This is a genomic window from Streptomyces sp. NPDC049879, assembly GCF_044461265.1.
Classification (GTDB): Bacteria; Actinomycetota; Actinomycetes; order Streptomycetales; family Streptomycetaceae; genus Streptomyces.
Window position 1 is genome coordinate 221,627 of sequence record NZ_JBITKT010000008.1, and the last position, 15,046, is coordinate 236,672.

The following is a 15,046-nucleotide window of genomic DNA, read 5'->3' on the forward strand; positions in this document are numbered from 1 at the left end:
ATGTATCCGGGGCGGGTGGCCCGGCTGAAGGGATTGCTCACGGCATCACGGGCGTCCGGCCGTGGATCTGCCGGTATCGTGGCCCGATGACCGAGACTCTCGATCCGACCGACTGGTCGATCCTCGCGGAGCTGCAGCGGGACGGCCGCCTGCCGCTGACCGAGCTGGGCAAACGGGTCCGGCTGAGCGCGTCGGCGGCCACCGAACGGGTGCGGCGCCTGGAGTCGCTCGGCGTGATCACCGGCTACCGGGCGGAGCTGGACCTGACCCGCGTCGGCTATCCGGTGCTCGCCGTGGTGCGGCTGAAGTACCCCGGCAGCCGCCACCAGCCGCTGCACGCGCTGCTGGGCGAGCGCGCCGAGATCCTGGAGTGCCTGCGGACCACGGGCGACGACTGCTATGTCCTGAAGGTGGCCGCCACGTCCATGCAGCACCTGGAGAAGGTGGTGGACGAGCTGGCCGGGTTCGGCAGCACGACGACCAACATCGTCTACAGCCAGACCCTCCCCTACCGCGGCCCCGCCCGCCCCTGAGCGCCGGGCGCTGGTCAGGCCCCGGCGACCGCCGGGTGGGCGGCGGGCGCCAGTCCGGCGAGCCGTGCGATGCGGCGCGTCGAGTCGAGACGGTCGGCGGTGCTGTGCGTGGAGAGGGTCACCAGCACCTCGTCGGCGCCGGTGCGGGATATCAGGCGGGCCAGGGCGCGTTCCATCCCGGCCTCGTCGCCGTGCAGCTGCCCGGCGCGCGCCTGGGCGAAGTACGTGCGCTCGCGTTCGGTGAGGTCCCTGGCGAGGATGTCGTCCGCCGGTTCGAGGGGGGCGAAGACGCCGCGTGTGCGGGAGTGCACGGTGGCCCACGCCTCGGGGACCTGGAGCAGCGCCGCCTCCTCCGCGGTGGCGGCGACCGCCGCGTTCACCGCGATCACGACGTACGGGCGCTCGGCGTATGGTCCCGGGACGAAGTCCCGCCGGTACGACTCGACGGCGGCGAGCATCCGTTCCTCGTCGTTCCGGTACGCCATCACGACCGGCAGCCCGTGCGCGGCGGCGATCCCCGCGCCGGAGCCGACCGCGAGGACGAACGGCGGCACCCGCAGCCCCTCGGCGGGCAGGGCGCGCACGGGGCCGCCGCCCTCGAAGTAGCCGAGCAGTTCCGCGATCTGCTCGCCGAACCGGTCGGCCGCGTCCTTGTCCGCCCCGAGCGCGCGCCGTACGGGCCCGACGAAGCCGACCGAGCGGCCGAGCCCCATGTCGATCCGGCCGGGGAAGAGCGACGCGAGCACCCCGAACTGCTCGGCCACCACGAGCGGCCGGTGGTTCGGCAGCATCACGCCGCCGGTGCCCACGCGGACGCGCCGCGTGGCCGACGCGACGGCGGCGGCGAGCACCGTGGGGGCCGATCCTGCGACGCCGGGGACGCCGTGGTGCTCGGCGACCCAGAAGCGGTGGAATCCGAGCGCGTCCGCGTCCCGCGCGTACGCGACGGTCTGCCGCAGCGCCTCGTCGGGCCGCTGGCCCGCGCGGACGAGGGCCCGGTCGAGGACCGACCAGCGGACCGACCGCAGTGTCGCCGCGTCCGTCCCTGTCTCCGTGCTTCCGCCCTGGTGTGTGCTCACCCTTGTGCCAACGCCGTGGAGCGCTCAGGATTCCCGCCGCTCCCCCACTCCCGCACGGAGTCGCACCATCTGCGGAGCAGGACGCGGTCGTGGCCGACGGCGAGCAGCGCGGCGCCGTGCTCCCGGCGGTAGTCCTCGACGAGGGCGACGAGCGCGGCGGTGGTGGAGGCGTCGAGCATGGCGGTCATCTCGTCGCAGATCAGCAGCCGGGGGCGGAGCAGGAGGGCGCGGGCCAGGCAGGCGCGCTGGAGCTGCCCGTCGCTCACCTCGTGCGGGCGGCGGCGCAGCAGTTCGGTGCCGAGTCCCGCGGCGTCGGCGAGGGCGGCGGCGCGGTCGGCCAGCTCGTGGCCGCGTCCGGTGGCGCGGGCGGGTTCGGCGATGAGGTCGCCGAGGGTGAGGCGCGGGTCGGCGGCGAGGCGCGGCTGCTGGAAGACGACGCCGACGGCGGTGCGCAGGTGCCGTGGCGCGCGGAAGCGGTAGCCGGTGACGGTCTCCCCGGCGAGGCGCACCGTGCCCTCCCACGGCCGGTGCAGCAGGGCGGCGACGCGCGCGAGGGTGGACTTGCCGCAGCCGCTCGGGCCGAGGAGTCCGAGCGCCTCGCCGTCGGCGACGGTCAGGGACAGGTCGCGGACGACGGGCGTGCGGCGGTCGTATCCGGCGGTGACGCCGGTCAGCTCAAGCATCGGCGGCCTCCGGGGCGGTGGCGTGGTGGCAGGCGACGCCGCCGTCGAGGGGCGGGCGGGTGGCGCACGCGGCGTCGGCGCGGGCGCAGCGGGGGGCGAACGCGCAGCCGCCGGGGAGTGCGTCCAGTTCGGGCGGCAGGCCGGGGATGGGGGCGAAGTCGCGTTCGGGCAGGGCGGCGAGGAGTCCGGCGGCGTACGGGTGGCGGGGGCCTGGGCGGCCGAAGAAGGCGGGGGCGTCGGCGAGTTCGACGATGCGGCCCGCGTACATGACGGCGACGCGGTCGGCGATCCGCTCGGCGGCGGCGAGGTCGTGCGTGATGACGAGGAGGCCGCGTCCCTCGTCGGCGTGGCGGCGCAGTCCGGCGACGGTGCGGTCCACCAGGTCGCGGTCGAGTCCGGTGGTCGGCTCGTCGGCGATGAGGAGGGGCGCGTCGCCGACGAGGGCGAGGGCGGTGGCGGCGCGCTGGGCGAGGCCGCCGGAGAGCTGGTGCGGGTGGTGGCCGAGGTGGTCGGCGGGGAACGCGGCCCGTTCGGCGGCGGCGGTGACGGCGGGCGGCAGCGCGTCGCGGCGGGTGCCGGTGAGGGCCTTGACGGTCTCGGTGAGGTGGGCGCGGACCGTCCGTACGGGGGTGAGGTGCGCCGCCGGGCTCTGCGGGACGAGGCCGATGCGGCGTCCGCGCACGGTCCGGGCGAGCGTGCGTTCGCCCGCGGTGAGCAGGTCGACGGCGGGCTCGCCCGGCGCGGCGGGCGGGAGGACGGCGCTGCCGCGCGTCTGGGCGTTGGCGGGGAGGAGGCCGAGGAGCGCGCCGGTCAGGACGGACTTGCCGCAGCCGCTCTCGCCGACGAGCGCCAGGCACTCCCCCGCCGCGAGGTCGAACGAGACGTCGCTGACGGCGGCGACGTGGCGGCCGCGCGGCATGCGGAAGCGGACGGACAGGCCGCGTACGGACAGCAGGGGCGTCACAGGACCAGCTCCGATCGGCGGCGCGGGTTGATGCGTTCCCGCCAGGCACCGGCGAGTCCGGCGATGGCGAGGGTCGGCAGGATGATGAACAGGCCCGGGAAGAGCGTCGGCCACCAGTCGCCGGCGGCCAGTGGTCCCCGGGCGGCGTTAATCATCGTGCCGAGGCTGGCCTGGTGGGCGGGGATGCCGAGGCCGAGGAACGAGAGCGCGGACTCGTGCCACAGCGCGTGCGGCACCATCAGCACGGCGGCCAGTCCTGCCTGGGGCAGTACGGCGGGCATGAGGTGGCGCAGGACGACGCGGCGGCGTCCCGCGCCACCGGATATGGCGGCGTCGATGTAGGGGCGGGTGCGCAGTGACAGCACCTCAGCACGGACGATGCGGGCGGTGGAGACCCAGTGGGTCAGCCCCACGGACACGATGACGGGCCACACGCCGGGGCGGAACATGGCGACGATGAAGATGCCCATCAGCAGGTGCGGCACGGCGGAGAACGTGTCCACCAGCCGCATCAGCAGCCGGTCGGTGCGGCCGCCCGCCGCGCCCGCGATACAGCCGATGGCGAGGCCGAGCACGGCGGCCACCAGCGCGGCGACGACGCCGACGGTCAGGGAGACGCGCAGGCCGTAGACGCTGCGCAGCAGGAGGTCGCGGCCGACGTCGTCGGTGCCGAAGGGGTGGTCCCAGGACGGCGGGATCAGCCGGGCGGTCAGGTCGATGGCCTGCTGGTCGAGGGGGAAGAGCGGGGGCACGAGCAGGACGGCCGCCACAGCGGCGGCGACCAGTACGGCGGACGTGGTGACGCGGACCCTGCGGGTGCCGCGCCGTTCAGCCGCCGGGGTGTGCCAGGGCTGCTCGGCGGGGTCCGCCGCTTCGGGGGCGGGGTGTTGGGTGGTGGCCATGGGGATCACATCTCGTCGTGGCTGACGCGGGGGTCGGCCAGGCCGTAGAGCAGGTCGGCCAGCAGGTTGCCCACCAGGACCGCGATCGCGGACAGCACGGTGAGGGCGGCCAGCAGGGGGAAGTCGGACGCGGTGGCCGCGCGCACGGTGGCGGACGCTATGCCCGGCCAGCTGAAGACGGTCTCCACCAGCAGGGCGCCGGTGATGAGTTCGGGTATGCGGGTGCCGATCAGGGTGAGCACCGGGAGGAGCCCGGAGCGGAGGGCGTGGCCGAGGAGGACGGTCCGCTCGTCCAGTCCGCGCGCACGGGCGCCGCGTACCGGGTCCTCGCGCAGGGCGTCGAGCACGCCCTGCCGCACGTACAGGACGAACCAGGGCAGCTGGGATACGGCGAGGACGGACGCGGGCAGGATCAGGTGCCGCAGCAGGCCGCCCGGGGTGACGGCGTCGCTGCCGGGGTCGGTCAGTCCTCCGGCGGGCAGCAGGTCGAGCCGGACGGCGAAGAACCAGATGGCCAGCAGGGCGAGCCAGAACGGCGGCGCGGCCTGGAGGGTGTAGCCGAGCGAGGTGACGGTCCGGTCCAGGAGGCGGCCCGGCCTGCGCGCGGCGGCCACGCCGAGCGCCGTTCCGCCGAGCACGGCGGCCACGAAGGCGACGGCGCACAGCAGCGCGGACCAGCCGAGCCGTTCGCCGATGACCTGGGCGACCGGCTGGCGCAGCGACAGGGAGTGGCCGAGGTCGCCGGTGGCGGCGGAGCGCAGCCATGTCCACCACTGCTCGGCGAAGTTGCCGTCCGCGCCCAGGTTGGCGCGCAGGCGGTCCAGCGTCTCGGCGGACGCGCCGACGCCGCTGCCGACGTACTGGCGTACGGGGTCGAAGGGGGACGCGGCGGCGACGGCGAACATGCCGAACGTCACCAGGGCCAGCACCGGGACGGCGGCGAGCAGCCGCCGCCCCGTGAGCCGTGCCATGGCGCCCCAGGGGAGCGCGGCGGTCACGCGCGGGCCCGCCAGGACTCCACGTTCCACCACGGGCCGTGGCCGAGGCCGTGGTCGTGCGGCTCGGGCTGGGTGGTCACGCCGTCCCAGCGGTCGGCCATCACGTAGACGTGGTCGATGTGGGTGAGGAAGGTGTAGCCGGGGTCGTCGGCCAGCTCGCGCTGGACGGCGTCGTACGCCTCCTGGCGGGCGTCGCGGTCGGCGGTGCGGCGGGCGGCGTCGAGCTGTTCGTCCACGGCGGGGTTGGCGTAGTGCGCCATGTTGTTCCAGCCGTCGCCGGCGAGGCGGGAGTGGAGCAGACCGTAGAGGTCGAAGTCGGGGTCGGCCGGGTTGCCGCCGCCGGAGAGCACGGCGTCCTCGGCGAGGCGGTCGTCGATGACCTCCCAGGAGCCGGACTCGACGGTCGCGTCGATGCCGATCTCGCGGGCGTCGGACGCGTAGGCGAGGGCGTGGTCCTGGCGCAGGCGGTCGCCCGCCGGGTACCAGAGGGTGAACTCGGCGCGCTGGCCGTCCCGTTCGCGGATGCCGTCGTCGCCCTCGGTCCAGCCGGCCTCGTCCAGGATGCGGCGGGCCTCGTCGGGGTCGTAGGCGCGTTCGGTGCCTTCGGCGAACCAGGGGCTGGTCGTCGGCACGGGGCCGTACGCGGGGCGTCCCGCGCCCTGGAGGATGCCCTCCACCATCAGCTCGCGGTTCACGGCGACGTCGAGGGCGCGGCGGACGGCGGTGTCGCCGGTGACGGGGTTGCCGGTGGGGAGGGTCACGGCGCGGAAGTCGGCGCTGACGGCGTTGTACGTGACGAGGCCCTCTTCGTCCGCGAAGCCCTCGGCGAGGCTGGGCGGGAGGACGGCGGCGTCGATGTCGCCGGAGCGCAGGCGGGTGGCGCGGACGTCGTCGTCGGGGATGATCGCCATGGTGAGGCGCTCGACGGTGGGCGCCCCGGCCCAGTAGTCCGGGTTGGCGCGCAGGCTGATGCGCTCGCCGGGGGTCCAGTCGGTGAGGACGTACGGGCCGGTGCCGACGGGCTCGGTGTTGTACGGGCCGGTGTTGGCGTCCTGGCCGCCCGCCGCGTCGGCGGAGGCGATGGGCAGGACGGTGCGCTCGGCGAAGGGCGCGTACGGGTAGGCGAGTTCGAAGACGACGGTGTGGTCGCCCTCCGCGCGGACGCTCTCGATCGGGTCGAGTTCGTCCTTGTAGGGGTAGTTGGTGCCGTCGTCGAGGACGGTCTCGTAGGTGAAGACGACGTCGCGCGCCGTGAAGGGGCTGCCGTCGCTGAACTCGACGCCCTCGCGCAGCGCGTACGTGTACGTGAGCCCGTCGTCGCTGACCTGCGGCAGCGCGGTGGCGAGCGCGGGCTGGAGCGCCAGCTCCTCGTCGTGGCGCAGGAGGCCGTCGAAGATCTTCGAGTTGCCGTCCTTGCCGTAGCCGAGGAGCGGGCTGAGCGAGTCGGGTTCGGTGGCTATGCCGACGACGAGCGTGTCCTGCCCGTCCGGCGCGCCGCCACCGCCGCCGTCGCCGCCGCTCTCCCCGTCGGACGGGGCGGAGCACGCCGCCAGCGCCAGCAGCGCGGCTGCCGCGGCGAGTGTCGTCCGGAGCGTCCTGACCGTCATGAATACCCCTGCTGAGCCTCGTACGTTGTTGCGAAATCTTCGCAATTAAACAGTAAAGGCGTCTGCGGGGACAGCGGGCCGGGGGCCGGACCTGGTTGTTCGCGCGTCCCTCGTCCCCCGTTTCCCGTGCGTTCCGGGGCTCGGGGCGGCTCGGGAACGCACGGGCGGGGAGCGCGTCACACGGCGGCGGGCGCGCCTCCCAGGCCGTGCGCGGCGAGCCACGCGTACTGGGCACGCTGCTGCGCCGGCCCGCCCCCGCCGTGGTCGCCGAACTCCCACACGGACATGTCCGCCGCGCCCCCGTACCGGTTGTAGGCGGCGTAGACCGTGGACGGCGGGCACACCGGGTCCATCAGCGCCACGCTGAACAGCGCGGGCGCGCTCGCCCGCGCCGCGAAGTGCACACCGTCGAAGTACGCCAGCGTGCCGAACACCCGCTCCCCCGCCTCCCGCCGGTGCCGCTGCAGGTACTGGACGATCTCCATGTACGGCCCGGCCGACGCGACATCCGCACCCCGTCGGTAGTGGCACAGGAACGGTACGTCCACGAGGGCACCCGCCACCGCGTCCCCCGCCAGCCCCGCCGTCGCCAGCGCCAGCCCACCGCCCTGACTGCCCCCGGAGACCACCACGCGCGAGGCGTCCACGTCAGGGTGCTCACGCAGCACCTCCACGGCCCGCACGCAGTCGGTGACCACGCGCCGGTAGTAGTGGTCCTCTGGGCTCTCGATGCCCCGCGTCATCATCCCGCCCACCCACTGCGCCGAACGCGCGCCTACCGGGTCGGGGGTGTCGTGCCCCTGCCCGCGCGTGTCCACCACGAAGTGGGCGTACCCGGCGGAGACCCACTCCAGGTGCTCGAAGTGCAGACCGCGCCCACCGCCGTAGCCGATGTAGCTGATCACGGCGGGCAGCGGCCGTGCGGCGCCGCGGGGCAGCAGCAGCCAGCCCGCTATGGGGTGCCCGCCCCAGCCGGGGAAGCGCACGTCGTACACCTCCGCCGACATCAGCGGTGTGTCCTCCACGCGCCGGAAACCGGGCGGCGCACCGGCCGCCTCGCGTGCGTCGCCGAGCGTCTCCGTCCAGAACGTGTCGAAGTCGCCGGGGGCCTCGACGGCGGGCCGGTAGTCGCGGAGTTCGTCGATCGGCATATCGGTCAGCGGCATGCTTCCCGCCCTTTCCTCGTAGGTGCCGCCGGAAAGCTACGCGCCGCCGCGTGCCTGGTCAACGGCCGTTCGGCAGCCCCCGGACGGCCCCGGATGGTAGGCAGGGCGCATGGACTGGATCGCCGACCCCGACGCCTGGCTCAGCCGTCTGGTACTCCAGCGCGGACTGGCCGTCGTGTACCTGATGGCATTCCTCTCGACGGCGCGCGAGTTCCCCGCGCTCGCGGGCGAACGGGGCCTGGCCCCCGCGCCCGCCTTCGCGCGCCGCGCCCCGGGGCTCTTCCGCTGGTGGCGGTACACGGACCGGCGGCTGCTGGCCGTGGCCTGGACGGGCGCCGCGCTGTCGGCCGCCCTGGCGGCGGGCCTCGCCGACATCGTTCCGCTGTGGGCGTCGATGCTGCTGTGGGCCGTGCTGTGGGCGCTGTACCTGTCCGTCGTGAACATCGGCGGCGTCTGGTACGCGTTCGGCTGGGAGTCGCTGCTGCTGGAGGCGGGCTTCCTGGCCGTCTTCCTGGGCAATGACGACGTCGCGCCGCCCACGTTCGGCATGTACCTCATGGTGTGGCTGGCGTTCCGCGTCGAGCTGGGCGCCGGGCTGATCAAATGGCGCGGCGACCCGTGCTGGCGCGACCTGACCTGCCTCTGCCACCACCACGAGACCCAGCCGATGCCGGGACCGCTCAGCCGCCTGTTCCACCTGCTGCCCAGGCCGCTGCACCGCGTCGAGGCGGCGGCCAACCACGTGTGCCAGCTGATCGTCCCCTTCGGACTCTTCCTCCCCCAGCCCGTCGCCACGTGGGCGGCGCTGCTGGTGATCGTCACGCAGCTGTGGCTGGTGGCCTCGGGGAACTTCGCCTGGCTGAACTGGCTGACGATGCTGCTCGCCCTCGCCGCCGTCCACCCCGCGCGCCTGCCGTTCCTCCCCTCACCACCCGCCGGCCAGGAGGACGCGCCGCTGTGGTTCAGCGTCATGGTGTGGGCCGTAGCGCTACTGGTCGCCGTCCTGAGCTACCAGCCCGTGCGGAACCTGTTCTCCCGGTACCAGTCGATGAACCGCACCTACAACGGCCTGCACCTGGTCAACACGTACGGCGCCTTCGGCAGCGTCACGCGGGTACGGCACGAGATCGAGCTGGAGGGCACGCGCGACGGGGAGCACTGGCGGGCGTACGGGTTCCACGGCAAGCCGGGGGACGTGCGACGGGTCCCGCGCCAGTTCGCGCCGTTCCACCTGCGGCTGGACTGGCTGATGTGGTTCGCGGCACTGAACCCGTCCGTCCCCCGCCCGTGGATGCGCACCCTGATCCGGCGCCTCCTCGACGGCGACCCGGCGATCCTGCGCCTGCTCCGCGTCAACCCATTCCCCGACGCACCCCCGGCACAGATCCGCGCCCGCGTCTACCGCTACCGCTTCTCGACCCACCGGGAACTGCGCGAGACGGGCGCACGCTGGCAGCGCACCTACACCCACGACCACATCCCACCGACCCCGGCCAGCGGCGATTAGGCAAGCACCCACACGGATGCGGTATGGTTCTGCTGCGCGGTCGGCGAGGGGAAACCCCGAGCCGGACAAGCACCGGGACGTGGCGCAGTTTGGTAGCGCACTTGACTGGGGGTCAAGGGGTCGTGGGTTCAAATCCCGCCGTCCCGACAGAGAAATGCCTCATCGGCGGGCACCTACTCTTCTTAGTAGGTGCCCGCCGATTAGCGTGCGTGACTCACTGCGTGACTACCGCTCCGGGGTCGGCGGCGTAGCGAAGATCTTGTCCATGGCCGTCGCTCCGGTCTGGATCACCGGGCGGATCTGCTTCCGGTAGACCCTTTCAGTGACGGCCGTGCCGGAGTGACCGACCAACCGGGAGATCTCTTCGAGCGGGATGCCCTTGTCGGACAGGATCGAGACGAACGACGTTCTCGTCTTCCGAGTCGTCCAGTCGTCCCGCGTCAGCTCGTGCGGTGTCGCCTTGATCGTCGGCATCTGCGGCGTCCGGCTCGGTGCCGACAGCCGGCGTGAAGACCAAGAAGCGGAGTGCCGACCTGTCCAGGACGGGGGAAGCCAGCCCGTAGGCCCCTCGACACCGCCGCCAAACCGGCCGAGGATGCGGGGTCCCTCCGGTGGCGGTCGCTCCGAGCCCTTTCTCCCTTCATGACACTCCGTCACACTATCTTCGTGACCGAAGCGGTATCGATTACCCGTGCGCGGCCGATCGTGGGCGACCTCGCACGCCGGGTCGCCACCACCCGTGAGCCCATCGTCCTGACCGACCGCGGCCGGGCCATCGTCACCATCGTGCCCCTGCCCCTGGGGCGCGCCGACGACCCCGGCGGCAGACCCGAGGAAGCGGCCGGAACGGCGCCCACCGGATGAGCAGCCCACAACGGCGCATCGCCGGCCAGTACCGTCTGGTACGCGAGCTGGCCGGAGGCGGCTTCGGCCGCATCTGGCAGGCCCACGACGAACTCCTGGACGTCGATGTGGCAGTCAAGGAGGTGTGGTTCCCTCCCGCCATCGACCCGGCCGAGCACTCCCGGCGGCTCGAATACGCCGCGCGGGAGGCCCGCAACGCCGCGAAGCTGCGCGGTCATCCGCACATCGTGCCGGTCTACAGCGTCGTCATCGAGGACGACCGGCCGTGGATCGTGATGGAGCTGGTCCGCGGCGGTTCGCTGGCAGACCGGCTGGTGCGGGGTCCGCTGCCGCCGAAGGAGGTGGCCGATGTCGCGGAGGCGATGCTGAAGGCGCTGGACGCGGCCCACAAGGCCAGGGTGGTCCACCGGGACGTGAAACCGGCGAACATCATGCTTGCCGACGACGGCCGGATACTCCTGACCGACTTCGGTATCGCCGCCCACCAGGACGACACCCGCCTCACCACCGTTGGCAACGTCGTCGGGACGCCGGAATACCTCGCCCCCGAGTGCATCAACGGCGCGGTGGCCGGGCCCGCGAGTGACCTGTTCGCCCTCGGCGTCACGCTCTACCGCGCAGCTGAGGGCAAATCCCCGTTCCGGCGTGAAACGGACACCGCGACCCTGGGCGCGGTGGCGACGCAGCAGCCGCCGCCGATGAAGAAGGCCGACGGCCTCGAATCGCTGATCTTCGGCCTACTGGACAAGGACCCCGAAAAGCGTCTGACGGACGCTGCCGCGCTGGAGAGACTGCGCGGTTGGCGGACGGGCCAGAAGCCCCCGGACGACAGCCCGTTCGTGGTGGTCTGGACGGGCAGAGAACCCCTGGATACCTATGCCGAGAAGCTCCCCGATCAGCGATTCTCGCAGACGTTCACGGGATGGTTCGGAACAAAGAAATTCGCGGTGCCTGAGGTGAGATCGGGCTGGGTCTTGCACGTCGGCCCGGAATACATCATGACCACCGACTCCGCAGAGCGCTATGAATTCACTTGGGACCAGGTCTTGCACATCTCCATCAGGGAGGTCCGGGACTGGGGTCCCCATCAGTTCACCGTGCTCTACCTGACGTTCATGCCGGGCTACGAGTCTCCCATGCTTAAGCCGGCGGGATGGCCCTATCCGAAGACGTCTCCCCCCGAAAGCATCCTGAAATTCCCCGTCTGCGTCCTGGGCCCGATGGCGCCGGAGCAGCGGGCTGAGCTGTCCGAGGCCCTCGGCAGATACGGCGGCAGGCGCTGGAAGCCCATTGCAGGCACTGCCGAAAAGTTCATCACAAGGATTCGTGGATGGAGACGGTGAGCGTGGCGCCTGGGGACTCGCAGTCGGCGGTCGAGTAGGAATCATGCAGAGCTCCAAGTGGCGATGCCATCAGCGAGTCCCGTTCGTTGTCTCCGGCGAGCGGCCCCATCACCTCGGCCCGCCGGACAGCTCTCTCCTGGACTTCGCCGGGCGCGGTGAGTACTCCGCGCTCGGCCACCGGCCCGTCTGCCGAGGCGGCAAGACCATCGGCAGTGCCTGCGTCAGCGACGACTCCACGTTGTCCATGGCCCTCCACCTCCGCGACCAGGAGATGAGCCGGCGCGACATCGCGACCCGACTGGTCATCACCACGGGCGCGAAGAGGGGACAGCACCCCTCACCCGCCACCGTCATGCGGATGCTCCGCGAACACGACGAGCAGGCCGCCTGATCACCCCGCTGCTTCACGGGTGGTGTCTGAGCTAGTGCCGCATCAGGCAACGTTCGCCCTGCTGTGATGTGACGTGCCCTTGATCGATAGGCTTCGAGAACGTGTTCAGGCTGGTGATCCTGGAGGTGCCCTCATGGCCGTCGAGTGGGTTCGGCTCAAGCTCGACCTGGATGCGTTCGACGATGCCCGATTCGAGCCTTACCTCCGACGCTGCCAGCAGGCTGGTATCGAGTTCACGACCATGGCAGCTGTCGGCGACACGGTTGAACATCGGCGTGCGCTTTACGGCCTGAACAAGACATGCTCCGCCGACATCCCGGAGCGGGGGGAATTTTACACGTTCGACGAGTACCTCGCCCAGCGCATCGAGACTCCGACCTACGATGCCCAAGGTGTCGTCCTTGCCGTGGACGGTGGGTCATGGGTCGGCATGGCAACCACGTCGCTCCAACCCGAAGGGCACGCCCTCAGCGAGATGACCGGGCTGCTGGCCAGCCATCGGGGAAGGGGAATCTCGCTGGCCATGAAGCTCCTGGCCATCGGTTTCGCGCGTTCTCACGGAATGCACTGGCTGCGGACCTTCCACCACCCTGACAACGCATCGGCCATCGGCATGAACCGCCGGCTCGGCTTCGTCAACGCCGAGCCACGAGTTGCAACCACGTGATGGTCTTGCACGTCAGGCGACATTCGCCCTGCGCACAACTCTCCGCAGACGCTCGTCGGTGGCGTGCTTGTTCCGCCAGATGATGTAGCGGCGGATCATCCTGCCCTGTTCCTTGTGGTCGGCGTGGTCGGTGCCGTCGAGGGTGAAGTAGCGCAGGGCCGTGAGAGCGCCCTCGGACAGCGATCGGGAACCGCCTGGCGGCGGACCCGCGATATCCGTACTGGGCGGGGCTTTCGACGGTGAGCACCGCCGAGTCGCCTGGGTCGAGCGGTACATCCATCGTCCGCAGGTCGTGCCCGATGAACCGTGGGTGACGGTCTTGATCAACGTCTGCGGGCCTGCCCTGCTGCGGACACCTCGCGCATGGATGTACGCACACGACGACTTGCCACACCAGCCGGAGGTCTCCGTACACCTGGCGGAGGACCGGGCCGACCGTGTGCACGAAGTCAGCGAGGTGCGATTCGCCCCCGACGACCGCCTGGACATCGTCTACGCCTGGGGGACATGGCATGCGGAATGCCGGCTGTGGCTGCCCACGGCCGAACGCCCGGCGCTTCGGCAGACATGGCTGACCCGTCCCCGGGTAGCGATTGCGCGAAGGGCGGGGCGCGTATCTCATGACCAGCCACTCTGCCCGTCAGGTATGTGGCGAGAGCGCGGGTTTGTTGCGTTCCATACTGGCGAGTAGTCGTCGCACGGGTACGGTGCCGGGGTCGGCCACGGCGGCGTGTGGGCGTGTGACCTTCCATCCGAACCCCTGTTGCGACACGACCCCAGCCTCGCACCCATCTGCTGTGCCGGATCGTCGGCGATGCGTGCGGGTGTCCGGTGGACTGCGGCTGCTGCTGAGCCGAGTGCCGGGTGAATCCTCCAGTGCGGCATCGTGATCTGAGCCATGAGGCTGGACTCGGGTGAGAGCAGGAACGGCGACCGCGTGACCCTGGAATGGGGGTTGCAGGGCGCGGCTGGGCCTGCCGCCGTCGGGGACGAGTGGCCGTGCGCGGCGGTCGGGTGGGTGGGTGGGTGGGGTGTGCGGAAGTGTGGGGGATGGGTGGAGCGTCGCGTGGTTCGGTGTCTTCCGCTTCAGCTGCGCCGTAATTAATCTCAAGTGACAAGCACATGAGTATCCGTCACCGAGGGCTGGGGCACCACTCAGTCGTCCAGAGAATGGTTGGCTCCGATGACAGACCCCACGAGCTCATCTGTGCGCCCCGCCCCCGGAAGACCCAAGACCGCCAAACGGTTCGACTGGGGCGGCCTGAAGGCGGACCTGCGCGCCGCGGTACCCGACGCCAGCCTCGCGCTGGTCATCACCGGCCTCATCTTCTGGTGGCTGTGGGCACGGATCGAGAACGGCAGCTCGCCGAGCCTGCGGATCATGCCGCCGTTCGAGACACCGTCCGAGTACTGGTGGTACTGGCTGTGCCAGGCCTTCGGCTGGTCCGCGCTGCTGTGGGCCTACATCACCGTCGTCTTCGGACTGCTCAGGTCCGGCAGCCGTCCGCCGTGGCGGTGGATGTCCGCGGCCCGCGTGGAGAAGTGGCACCGCACGACCAGCCTGACCACCATCGGGCTGATGTTCCTGCACATGGCCACCTTCTACGGCGCCGAGCTGCAGACCAACTTCGAGAACCAGCCGATGGGCGAACTGGCCCGCCAGACCCTCGTCAAGGTCTTCGTGCCCGGCGGCTACGCCACCGGGACGGGCCGGATCGCCATCCTCATCGGCCTGCTCGCGTTCTACCTCGCCATCATCCTGGGGCTGGCCTTCTACATCCGCCAGACCACCGGCTCCCGCCTGTGGCGCGCCCTGCACCGCTTCATCATCGTGGTCTACGTGCTGAGCGCATGGCACACCCTCATGTACGGCACGAACGTCTGGTACGACGGCTCCTTCCGCACCTTCGTATGGGCCCTCCAGATGCCGCTCGCGGGACTGCTGCTTCTGCGGCTGCTGACACCGGCCCGGCCCAGTGAACGGCTGCGGCTGCGCGGACCCCGCAGGGAGACGCGCCCGCTGCCGCTGACCGCGCGGCTGGCCGGACGGCTCGCGGTGGTGGGCACGGTCGTCGGCCTCGCCGTCGTCATCATCTCAGGGGCCGACGGCGGCAGGAGCGGCGACGGCCACTCGGCCGGACCGTGGCCCGAACGCTGGGTCATCTGGACCGGCCTGCTCGTCTTCACGCTCGCCCTGGTCGCCGTCGTCCACCGGCTGCGGCCCGTCCCCCGCGCGGCGGCCGGCAAGCGGGGCGGGAACACGGACGGGGAGCGGGCCACCGACGAACCGCAGCCCGCCGGCTGACGGAAGACAAACGCGCGTACGGGCGGCGTCCCGGTGA

At 71.8% G+C, this 15,046-nt stretch carries 14 protein-coding genes, 1 tRNA gene and 1 pseudogene; 8 read left to right on the top strand and 8 right to left on the bottom strand.

Features of this window, described 5'->3' with window-relative positions; genetic code table 11:
• Window positions 1-86 precede the first annotated feature (86 nt).
• On the top strand, window positions 87-533 hold the full coding sequence (locus ACIBPC_RS25910; protein ID WP_362966746.1) for an Lrp/AsnC family transcriptional regulator: 447 nt from the start codon (window positions 87-89) through the stop codon (window positions 531-533).
• 14 nt (window positions 534-547) lie between these two features.
• Here ACIBPC_RS25910 and ACIBPC_RS25915 read toward each other — a convergent pair whose 3' ends face one another.
• From ACIBPC_RS25915 to ACIBPC_RS25945, 7 genes are all read right to left on the bottom strand, one after another.
• Window positions 548-1,612, bottom strand: a complete 1,065-nt coding sequence (locus ACIBPC_RS25915) for an MsnO8 family LLM class oxidoreductase (RefSeq protein WP_398847925.1) — start codon at window positions 1,610-1,612, stop codon at window positions 548-550.
• Window positions 1,609-2,295 (bottom strand): ABC transporter ATP-binding protein, encoded by a 687-nt coding sequence (locus ACIBPC_RS25920; RefSeq protein WP_398847927.1) that lies wholly within the window; start codon window positions 2,293-2,295, stop codon window positions 1,609-1,611. Before ACIBPC_RS25920 ends, ACIBPC_RS25915 begins: the two co-directional genes overlap by 4 nt.
• The gene (locus ACIBPC_RS25925; RefSeq protein WP_398848057.1) at window positions 2,288-3,214 is read right to left on the bottom strand and encodes an oligopeptide/dipeptide ABC transporter ATP-binding protein; all 927 of its coding nucleotides are present in this window, start codon (window positions 3,212-3,214) and stop codon (window positions 2,288-2,290) included. The genes ACIBPC_RS25920 and ACIBPC_RS25925 overlap by 8 nt, the downstream gene beginning before the upstream one ends.
• A 41-nt stretch (window positions 3,215-3,255) precedes the next feature.
• Window positions 3,256-4,161 carry an ABC transporter permease gene (locus ACIBPC_RS25930; protein ID WP_398847929.1) on the bottom strand — a complete coding sequence of 302 codons (906 nt, stop codon included), beginning with the start codon at window positions 4,159-4,161 and terminating at the stop codon, window positions 3,256-3,258.
• Window positions 4,162-4,166: 5 nt separating this feature from the next.
• Window positions 4,167-5,132: an ABC transporter permease gene (locus ACIBPC_RS25935; protein WP_398847931.1), complete on the bottom strand. Its 966-nt coding sequence runs from the start codon at window positions 5,130-5,132 to the stop codon at window positions 4,167-4,169.
• A 23-nt stretch (window positions 5,133-5,155) separates the two neighbouring features.
• Window positions 5,156-6,766, bottom strand: a complete 1,611-nt coding sequence (locus ACIBPC_RS25940; RefSeq protein WP_398847933.1) for an ABC transporter substrate-binding protein — start codon at window positions 6,764-6,766, stop codon at window positions 5,156-5,158.
• Window positions 6,767-6,942: 176 nt separating this feature from the next.
• Window positions 6,943-7,932, bottom strand: a complete 990-nt coding sequence (locus tag ACIBPC_RS25945) for an acetylxylan esterase (protein WP_398847935.1) — start codon at window positions 7,930-7,932, stop codon at window positions 6,943-6,945.
• Between the two features lie 109 nt (window positions 7,933-8,041).
• Here ACIBPC_RS25945 and ACIBPC_RS25950 point away from each other — a divergent pair, with 109 nt between their 5' ends.
• Window positions 8,042-9,439 carry a lipase maturation factor family protein gene (locus tag ACIBPC_RS25950; RefSeq protein ID WP_398847937.1) on the top strand — a complete coding sequence of 466 codons (1,398 nt, stop codon included), beginning with the start codon at window positions 8,042-8,044 and terminating at the stop codon, window positions 9,437-9,439.
• 73 nt (window positions 9,440-9,512) lie between these two features.
• Window positions 9,513-9,586, top strand: a tRNA-Pro gene (locus ACIBPC_RS25955).
• 78 nt (window positions 9,587-9,664) lie between these two features.
• Here the strand turns inward: ACIBPC_RS25955 and ACIBPC_RS25960 are convergent.
• Window positions 9,665-9,883: pseudogene (locus ACIBPC_RS25960) on the bottom strand (site-specific integrase); the annotation flags it as partial.
• Between the two features lie 222 nt (window positions 9,884-10,105).
• Here ACIBPC_RS25960 and ACIBPC_RS25965 point away from each other — a divergent pair.
• From ACIBPC_RS25965 to ACIBPC_RS25985, 5 genes are all read left to right on the top strand, one after another.
• A complete protein-coding gene (locus ACIBPC_RS25965) occupies window positions 10,106-10,303 on the top strand; it encodes a hypothetical protein (protein ID WP_398847938.1) in 198 nt (65 codons plus the stop codon).
• Window positions 10,300-11,646 (top strand): serine/threonine-protein kinase, encoded by a 1,347-nt coding sequence (locus ACIBPC_RS25970; protein ID WP_398847940.1) that lies wholly within the window; start codon window positions 10,300-10,302, stop codon window positions 11,644-11,646. Before ACIBPC_RS25965 ends, ACIBPC_RS25970 begins: the two co-directional genes overlap by 4 nt.
• A 43-nt stretch (window positions 11,647-11,689) precedes the next feature.
• Entirely contained in the window at window positions 11,690-12,037 is a 348-nt protein-coding gene (locus tag ACIBPC_RS25975; RefSeq protein WP_398847942.1) for a hypothetical protein, read from the top strand.
• 133 nt (window positions 12,038-12,170) lie between these two features.
• On the top strand, window positions 12,171-12,704 hold the full coding sequence (locus ACIBPC_RS25980; protein ID WP_398847944.1) for a GNAT family N-acetyltransferase: 534 nt from the start codon (window positions 12,171-12,173) through the stop codon (window positions 12,702-12,704).
• Between the two features lie 1,183 nt (window positions 12,705-13,887).
• A complete protein-coding gene (locus tag ACIBPC_RS25985; protein ID WP_398847946.1) occupies window positions 13,888-15,009 on the top strand; it encodes a ferric reductase-like transmembrane domain-containing protein in 1,122 nt (373 codons plus the stop codon).
• The last annotated feature ends 37 nt before the right edge of the window (window positions 15,010-15,046 follow it).

Excerpts from the sequence above, each read along its gene's own strand:
- ACIBPC_RS25945 (WP_398847935.1), bottom strand. The coding sequence starts at position 7,932 with ATGCCGCTGACCGATATGCCGATCGACGAACTCCGCGACTACCGGCCC.
- ACIBPC_RS25980 (WP_398847944.1), top strand. The coding sequence starts at position 12,171 with ATGGCCGTCGAGTGGGTTCGGCTCAAGCTCGACCTGGATGCGTTCGAC.
- ACIBPC_RS25975 (WP_398847942.1), top strand. The coding sequence starts at position 11,690 with ATGCAGAGCTCCAAGTGGCGATGCCATCAGCGAGTCCCGTTCGTTGTC.
- ACIBPC_RS25930 (WP_398847929.1), bottom strand. The coding sequence starts at position 4,161 with ATGGCCACCACCCAACACCCCGCCCCCGAAGCGGCGGACCCCGCCGAG.
- ACIBPC_RS25920 (WP_398847927.1), bottom strand. The coding sequence starts at position 2,295 with ATGCTTGAGCTGACCGGCGTCACCGCCGGATACGACCGCCGCACGCCC.
- ACIBPC_RS25970 (WP_398847940.1), top strand. The coding sequence starts at position 10,300 with ATGAGCAGCCCACAACGGCGCATCGCCGGCCAGTACCGTCTGGTACGC.
- ACIBPC_RS25935 (WP_398847931.1), bottom strand. The coding sequence starts at position 5,132 with ATGGCACGGCTCACGGGGCGGCGGCTGCTCGCCGCCGTCCCGGTGCTG.
- ACIBPC_RS25950 (WP_398847937.1), top strand. The coding sequence starts at position 8,042 with ATGGACTGGATCGCCGACCCCGACGCCTGGCTCAGCCGTCTGGTACTC.
- ACIBPC_RS25925 (WP_398848057.1), bottom strand. The coding sequence starts at position 3,214 with ATGCCGCGCGGCCGCCACGTCGCCGCCGTCAGCGACGTCTCGTTCGAC.
- ACIBPC_RS25985 (WP_398847946.1), top strand. The coding sequence starts at position 13,888 with ATGACAGACCCCACGAGCTCATCTGTGCGCCCCGCCCCCGGAAGACCC.
- ACIBPC_RS25910 (WP_362966746.1), top strand. The coding sequence starts at position 87 with ATGACCGAGACTCTCGATCCGACCGACTGGTCGATCCTCGCGGAGCTG.
- ACIBPC_RS25940 (WP_398847933.1), bottom strand. The coding sequence starts at position 6,766 with ATGACGGTCAGGACGCTCCGGACGACACTCGCCGCGGCAGCCGCGCTG.